Consider the following 5,307-nt stretch of genomic DNA (forward strand, 5'->3'; position numbering starts at 1 on the left):
TGACGGCGAGCCCGTCGGTCACCGAAGGCGGCGTGATCACCTACACCGTGACCCTGAGCAACCCTGCCCAGACTCCGGTAACCGTGACCCTGTCGAACGGCCAGACCATTACCGTTGAAGCCGGCAAAACCCAGGGCAGCGTTGATTTCCAGACCCCGGCCAATGACGTTTACAACAACGGCTCGACTGTCAGCGTCACCATCGAGAACGCCGCGGGCGGTAACTTCGAGCAACTGACCCCGAATCCGACCCCGGCTCAGACGACGATCAACGACTCGGTCGACACCACCACCGCAACCTTGACGGCGAGCCCGTCGGTCACCGAAGGTGGCGTGATCACCTACACCGTGACCCTGAGCAACCCTGCCCAGACTCCGGTGACCGTGACCCTGTCCAACGGCCAGGTCATCACCGTTGAAGCCGGCAAGACCCAAGGCAGCGTCGACTTCCAGACCCCGGCGAATGACGTCTACAACAACGGTTCGACCGTCAGCGTCACCATCGAGAACGCCACGGGCGGCAACTTCGAGCAACTGACCCCGAATCCGACCCCGGCTCAGACCACGATCAACGACTCGGTCGACACTACCACCGCGACCCTGACGGCGAGTCCGTCGGTCACCGAAGGCGGCGTGATCACCTACACCGTGACCCTGAGCAACCCTGCCCAGACTCCGGTGACCGTGACCCTGTCGAACGGCCAGACCGTTACCGTTGAAGCCGGCAAAACCCAGGGCAGCGTTGATTTCCAGACTCCGGCCAATGACGTTTACAACAACGGCTCGACTGTCAGCGTCACCATCGAGAATGCCGCGGGCGGTAACTTCGAGCAACTGACCCCGAATCCGACCCCGGCTCAGACGACGATCAACGACTCGGTCGACACCACCACCGCAACCTTGACGGCGAGCCCGTCGGTCACCGAAGGCGGCGTGATCACCTACACCGTGACCCTGAGCAACCCTGCCCAGACTCCGGTAACCGTGACCCTGTCGAACGGCCAGACCATTACCGTTGAAGCCGGCAAAACCCAGGGCAGCGTTGATTTCCAGACCCCGGCCAATGACGTTTACAACAACGGCTCGACTGTCAGCGTCACCATCGAGAACGCCGCGGGCGGTAACTTCGAGCAACTGACCCCGAATCCGACCCCGGCTCAGACGACGATCAACGACTCGGTCGACACCACCACCGCAACCTTGACGGCGAGCCCGTCGGTCACCGAAGGTGGCGTGATCACCTACACCGTGACCCTGAGCAACCCTGCCCAGACTCCGGTGACCGTGACCCTGTCCAACGGCCAGGTCATCACCGTTGAAGCCGGCAAGACCCAAGGCAGCGTCGACTTCCAGACCCCGGCGAATGACGTCTACAACAACGGTTCGACCGTCAGCGTCACCATCGAGAACGCCTCGGGCGGCAACTTCGAGCAACTGACCCCGAATCCGACCCCGGCTCAGACCACGATCAACGACTCGGTCGACACTACCACCGCGACCCTGACGGCGAGTCCGTCGGTCACCGAAGGCGGCGTGATCACCTACACCGTGACCCTGAGCAACCCTGCCCAGACTCCGGTGACCGTGACCCTGTCGAACGGCCAGGTCATCACCGTTGAAGCCGGCAAGACCCAAGGCAGCGTCGACTTCCAGACCCCGGCCAATGACGTTTACAACAACGGTTCGACTGTCAGTGTCACCATCGAGAACGCTACGGGCGGTAACTTTGAGCAGTTGACCCCAAATCCGACTCCAGCCTCGACTGTCATCAATGACAGCATCGATACCGTCACCGTAAGCATTGTTAGCAATGGCAATGTGACCGAAGACCAGCAGCCTTCCTTTACTGTGAAAGTAAGCCAGGCGCTGGACCGTCCGGTGACCGTAACCCTGTCAAACGGCGACACCGTGACGATCGAAGCCGGTAAGACCGAAGTCGAGTACAAAGCCTCGGCTCAGGGCGATGACGTCTATCTCGATGCAGGCTCCATCACGCTCAGTGTTACCGACGCTACAGTTCCGGGTGCCACGTTCGAGAAGCTAGCCCTGGGTGGCCCGGCCACCGTTGAGATCTCGGACACTATCAGTGAAGTTGTGGCCAAACTGACTGCCACCCCTTCGGTCACCGAAGGCGGCGAGATCACCTACACCATCACGCTGACCAACAAAGATGGTCTGCCGATCAACAACCACTCGGAGCTGTACTTCAAGCTGACCGACGGCACTACTGTCGTTGTGGCAGCGAACAGCACCACGGGCTCGGCGACTGCAACCGCCCCGGACAACGTCTATGTCGGCACTAACCAGCCGGTGGTCAATGCCATCGACGCCGTCAGCGGCGCAGATGCGTGGAAGTTCGAAAACCTGAACCTGGACAAGACCCCGGTCAGCACCGAGGTGACCGACGAGCCAGGCACCCCAGGTAACCCGGGCGGCAACAACGAAGGCGACCTGGTCAAGGTCACCATCACGGCCGACCAGACCTCGGTAGCCGAGAACGTCAAACCGACGTTCACCGTGCACATCAATACCGCCCTGGCCCACGACCTGGTCGTGACCCTGAGCAACAATGCCCAGGTCACCATCAAGGCCGGCGACACCAGTGCGCCATACGAGCACACGGCACAAGGCGATGACGTCTACAACGATGCGGGCCAGATCAGCCTGGGCATCACGTCCGCTGCGGATGTCGACGGTCGCACCTTCGAGAACCTGGAGCTCGGCGATGCGGCTTCGGTTGAAGTGACCGACACCACTGACGAGGTCGTGGCGAAGCTGACTGCCACTCCTTCGGTGACCGAAGGCGGCGAGATCACCTACACCATCACGCTGACCAACAAAGATGGTCTGCCGATCAACAACCACTCGGAGCTGTACTTCAAGCTGACCGACGGCACTACTGTCGTCGTGGCTGCCAACAGCACCACCGGTTCGGCCACTGCAACCGCCCCGGATAATGTCTATGTCGGTACTAACCAGCCGGTGGTCAATGCCATCGACGCGGTCAGCGGCGCAGATGCGTGGAAGTTCGAAAACCTGAACCTGGACAAGACCCCGGTCAGCACCGAGGTGACCGACGAGCCAGGTACGCCGGGCAACGAAGGCGACCTGGTCAAGGTCACCATCACGGCCGATCAGACTTCGGTAGCCGAGAACGTCAAACCGACGTTCACCGTGCACGTCAACCAGCCGCTGGCCCACGACCTGGTCGTGACCCTGAGCAACAATGCCCAGGTCACTATCAAGGCCGGCGAGACCAGCGCGCCGTACACTCACGACGCGCAGGGTGATGACGTCTATCAGGATGCTGGCGAAATCAGCCTGGGCATCAATTCGGCGGAGGACGCCACTGGTGCGACCTTCGAGAACCTCGAGTTGGGCGGTGCCGCGTCGGTTCAAGTGACCGACACCCTCGACGAAGTCGTAGCCAAGCTGACTGCGACCCCTTCGGTGACCGAAGGCGGCGAGATCACCTACACCATTACGCTGACCAACAAAGATGGTCTGCCGATCAACAACCACTCGGAGCTGTACTTCAAGCTGACCGACGGCACTACTGTCGTCGTGGCTGCCAACAGCACCACCGGTTCGGCCACTGCAACCGCCCCGGATAATGTCTATGTCGGTACTAACCAGCCGGTGGTCAATGCCATCGACGCGGTCAGCGGCGCAGATGCGTGGAAGTTCGAAAACCTGAACCTGGACAAGACCCCGGTCAGCACCGAGGTGACCGACGAGCCAGGCACCCCAGGTAACGAAGGCGACATCGTCAAGGTCACTATTACTGCTGACCAGATGTCGGTAGCCGAGAACGTCAAACCGACCTTCACCGTGCACGTCAACCAGCCGCTGGACCACGACCTGGTCGTGACCCTGAGCAACAATGCCCAGGTCACCATCAAGGCTGGCGAGACCAGCGCGCCGTACACTCACGACGCGCAGGGCGATGACGTCTATCAGGATGCTGGCGAAATCAGCCTGGGCATCAATTCGGTGGAGGACGCCACTGGTGCGACCTTCGAAAACCTGGAACTGGGCGGTGCCGCGTCGGTTCAAGTGACCGATACCCTCGACGAAGTGGTGGCCAAGCTGACTGCGACCCCTTCGGTGACCGAAGGCGGTGAGATCACCTACACCATCACCCTGACCAACCAAGACGGTTTGCCGATCAACAACCACAGCGCCTTGACCTTCACGCTGAGCGACGGCACCACCGTCATCACCGTGCCAGCCAACGGCACCGTGGGCACTGCGACCGTGACGGCTCCGGACAACGTCTACGTCGGTAGCAACGACCCTGTCGTGATGTCGATCGCTACCGTTGACGGCGCGGATGTTGGCAAGTTCGAACAGCTGACACTCGACAAGACCCCGGTCAGCACCGAGGTGACCGACGAACCAGGCACACCTGGCAACGAAGGCGATCTGGTCAAGGTCACCATCACGGCCGACCAGACTTCGGTGGCCGAGAACGTCAAACCGACGTTCACCGTGCACATCAATACCGCCCTGGCCCACGACCTGGTCGTGACCCTGAGCAACAACGCCCAGGTCACCATCAAGGCCGGTGATACCAGCGCGCCGTACACTCACGACGCACAAGGCGATGACGTCTACAACGACGCAGGTCAGATCAGCCTGGGTATCAACTCGGCGGAGGACGCCACTGGTGCGACCTTCGAGAACCTGGAACTCGGCGGTGCGGCTTCGGTTCAAGTGACCGACACCACCGACGAAGTGGTGGCCAAGCTGACTGCCACTCCTTCGGTGACCGAAGGCGGCGAGATCACCTACACCATCACGCTGACCAACCAAGACGGTTTGCCGATCAACAACCACAGCGCCTTGACCTTCACGCTGAGCGACGGCACCACCGTCATCACCGTGCCGGCCAACGGCACCGTGGGCACTGCGACCGTGACTGCTCCGGACAACGTCTACGTCGGTAACAACGACCCTGTGATCAAATCGATCGCAACCGTTGAAGGCGCGGATGTCGGCAAGTTCGAGCAACTGACACTCGACAAGACCCCGGTCAGCACCGAGGTCACTGACGAGCCAGGCACCCCAGGTAACCCGGGCGGCAACAACGAAGGCGACATCGTCAAGGTCACTATTACTGCTGACCAGATGTCGGTAGCCGAGAACGTCAAACCGACCTTCACCGTACACGTCAACCAGCCGCTGGACCACGACCTGGTCGTGACCCTGAGCAACAATGCCCAGGTCACCATCAAGGCTGGCGAGACCAGCGCGCCGTACACTCACGACGCGCAGGGCGATGACGTCTATCAGGATGCTGGCGAAA

At 61.1% G+C, this 5,307-nt stretch carries 1 protein-coding gene; it reads left to right on the top strand.

The features are described from left to right. Positions 1 to 5,307: immunoglobulin-like domain-containing protein (locus tag INQ47_RS25535; RefSeq protein WP_404702887.1), on the top strand; the 5,307-nt coding region annotated here is incomplete at both ends.

The sequence above is a fragment of the Pseudomonas sp. 3HC3 genome, assembly GCF_044904505.1.
Lineage (GTDB): Bacteria > Pseudomonadota > Gammaproteobacteria > Pseudomonadales > Pseudomonadaceae > Aquipseudomonas > Aquipseudomonas putida_Y.